This is a genomic window from Intrasporangium sp., from assembly GCF_039812505.1.
In the GTDB taxonomy this organism is placed as follows: Bacteria; Actinomycetota; Actinomycetes; order Actinomycetales; family Dermatophilaceae; genus Intrasporangium_A.
The window spans coordinates 1-2,530 of record NZ_JBDIAQ010000264.1 but is presented as its reverse complement, the minus strand read 5'-3'; the positions used below and the strand labels follow the sequence as shown (position 1 = coordinate 2,530).

The following is a 2,530-nucleotide window of genomic DNA, read 5'->3' as shown; positions in this document are numbered from 1 at the left end:
CCTTATAGATTCCGATCCCATGACGGTGACGGAGACAGCACCCCGCACACTCCGGGGCCCGAACGCCGGCCGGTCCAACGGCCAGTGGAAGGTCGACGGACGCGCCCCGCTCAACGGCACCGAGGAGTTCAAGGCGGAGGACAACGGGATCAACGTGCGGGCGCGGATCGAGACGATCTACGCCCGTGACGGCTTCGACTCGATCCCCGACTCGGACCTGCACGGCCGGTTCCGCTGGTGGGGCCTGTACACCCAGCGCAAGCCCGGGATCGACGGAGGGCGCACCGCGCAGCTCGAGCCGCACGAGCTCGAGGACCGCTACTTCATGATGCGGGTCCGCTCCGACGGTGCTGCCCTGACCCCGCAGGCCCTGCGCGTACTGGGGAGCATCTCGACCGACTTCGCCCGGGGCACCGCCGACATCACCGACCGGCAGAACGTCCAGTTCCACTGGGTGCGGATCGAGGACGTCCCGGAGATCTGGCGGCGCCTCGAGTCGGTGGGCCTGCAGACGACGACCGCGTGCGGCGACACGACGCGCGGCTTTCTCGGCAGCCCGGTCGCAGGCGTTGCCGCGGACGAGATCATCGACCCGACCCCGGTCATCCGCGAGATCAAGCGGCGCTGGCTCGGTGACCCGGAGCTGACCAACCTGCCGCGCAAGTTCAAGACGGCGGTGACCGGTCATCCGAGCCTCGACGTCGTCCACGAGATCAACGACGTCGCGCTGGTCGGGGTCGTGCACCCGCAGCTCGGCCCCGGCTACGACCTCTGGGTCGGCGGGTCGCTCTCGACGGCCCCACGCCTCTCGGAGCGGATCGGCGTCTTCGTGACGCAGGAGCAGGCCCCCGACGTCTGGCACGGAGTCGTGCGGATCTTCCGCGACTACGGCTTCCGGCGGCTGCGCAACAAGGCGCGCCTGAAGTTCCTGCTGGCCGACTGGGGCACGGAGCGGTTCCGTGAGGTGCTCGAGACCGAGTACCTCGGCTACCACCTGCCGGACGGGCCGCCGCCGGCCCCCGCAGTCGGACCGGGGGACCACGTGGGCGTGCATCCCCAGAAGGACGGGCGCTACTACGTCGGCGCCGCGCCGCTCGTCGGCCGGGTCGGTGGGCCGACCCTGTCCGGTCTCGCCGACCTGATCGAGCACGTCGGCGCGGACGCCGCCCGGTTCACCGCCTTCCAGAAGGTCGTCGTCCTCGGCGTCCCGGAGGAGGGGCTCGAGACCTTCGTCGCCGGCCTCGAGCAGCTCGGCCTCACCGCGACGCCGGGCCTGTTCCGCCGCTCGACGCTGGCCTGCACCGGGCTCGAGTTCTGCAAGCTCGCCATCGTCGACACCAAGGACACCGCCGCGGCCGTCATCGCCGAGCTCGAGGAGCGGCTCGCCGACCTCCTGCCCGAGCTCGACGCCCCGATCGAGCTGGGCGTCAACGGCTGCCCCAACTCGTGCGCCCGCATCCAGACGGCCGACATCGGGCTCAAGGGCCAGATCATCACCGTCGACACGGGATCGGGCCGCGTCCAGCAACCGGGGTTCCAGGTCCATCTCGGCGGGGGTCTCGCCGGGGTCGGGCGCGACAGCGGTGAGCTCGGGCGCACGGTACGTGGCCTGAAGGTCCCGGCGACGCAGGTGACCGACTACGTCGAGCGGGTCGTGCGCCGGTATGCCGCCGAGCGGGCTCCCCGGGAGACCTTCGCCCAGTGGGTCGCCCGGGCCGACGAGGAGGCACTCCAATGACCTTGCCAGCACGACCTGTCGCCGCACGGCCGGGTCCGACCCCGGTGCCGACCCCCCGCGTGCCGAGGCTGCGCCGCTCCGAGGCGGAGCTGCGTGCCCTTGTCGACGAGTTCACCCGGAGCGCAGCCGAGTCCGGCACCGAGCCGACGGCCGAGCAGGTCTCCGCGTGGGCCGCGGAGACCTTCCCGGGCACCCTGGCCGTGGCCTGCTCGATGGCGGATGCCGTGCTGCCGCATGTCGTCTCGCGTTTCGCGCCGGGCGTCGACGTGCTCTTCCTCGACACCGGCTACCACTTCTCCGACACCCTCGTCACCCGGGACATCGTGGCTGCCGACCTGCCGATCACCCTGGTGAACGTCGTCCCGGAGCAGACCGTCGCGCAGCAGGACGCGCAGTACGGTCCGCGGCTCCACGAGCGGGACCCGGCGCTCTGCTGCAAGCTGCGCAAGGTTGACCCGCTCGCCAGGATCCTGCCGGCCTACGAGGCCTGGGTCACCGGCGTGCGCCGCGAGGAGGCGCCGACGCGCACCGACACGCCGCTCGTGACGTGGGACGCGAAGAACGGCCTGGTCAAGGTCAACCCGCTCGCGGCATGGACGTTCGACGAGCTGCTCGGCTACGCCAGGGAGCACGGCGTCGAGGTGAACTCCCTTCTCTTCGACGGCTACCCGTCGATCGGGTGCGAGCCGTGCACCAGGCGGGTCGCGCCGGGTGAGGACCCTCGTGCGGGCCGGTGGGCCGGCTTCGCCAAGACGGAATGCGGGCTGCACACATGACGACGCACACCACGAC

General features: G+C 71.5%; 2 protein-coding genes. Both read left to right on the top strand.

The window, feature by feature from the left end:
* Positions 1-19: 19 nt before the first annotated feature.
* Positions 20-1,738 (top strand): nitrite/sulfite reductase, encoded by a 1,719-nt coding sequence (locus WMI84_RS18000; RefSeq protein ID WP_347355148.1) that lies wholly within the window; start codon positions 20-22, stop codon positions 1,736-1,738.
* Positions 1,735-2,514 (top strand): phosphoadenylyl-sulfate reductase, encoded by a 780-nt coding sequence (locus tag WMI84_RS17995; protein WP_347355147.1) that lies wholly within the window; start codon positions 1,735-1,737, stop codon positions 2,512-2,514. The genes WMI84_RS18000 and WMI84_RS17995 overlap by 4 nt, the downstream gene beginning before the upstream one ends.
* Positions 2,515-2,530 lie beyond the last annotated feature (16 nt).

What these genes read in the sequence shown, in the direction of transcription:
- WMI84_RS18000 (WP_347355148.1), top strand. Translation starts at nt 20, where the DNA reads ATGACGGTGACGGAGACAGCACCCCGCACACTCCGGGGCCCGAACGCC.
- WMI84_RS17995 (WP_347355147.1), top strand. Translation starts at nt 1,735, where the DNA reads ATGACCTTGCCAGCACGACCTGTCGCCGCACGGCCGGGTCCGACCCCG.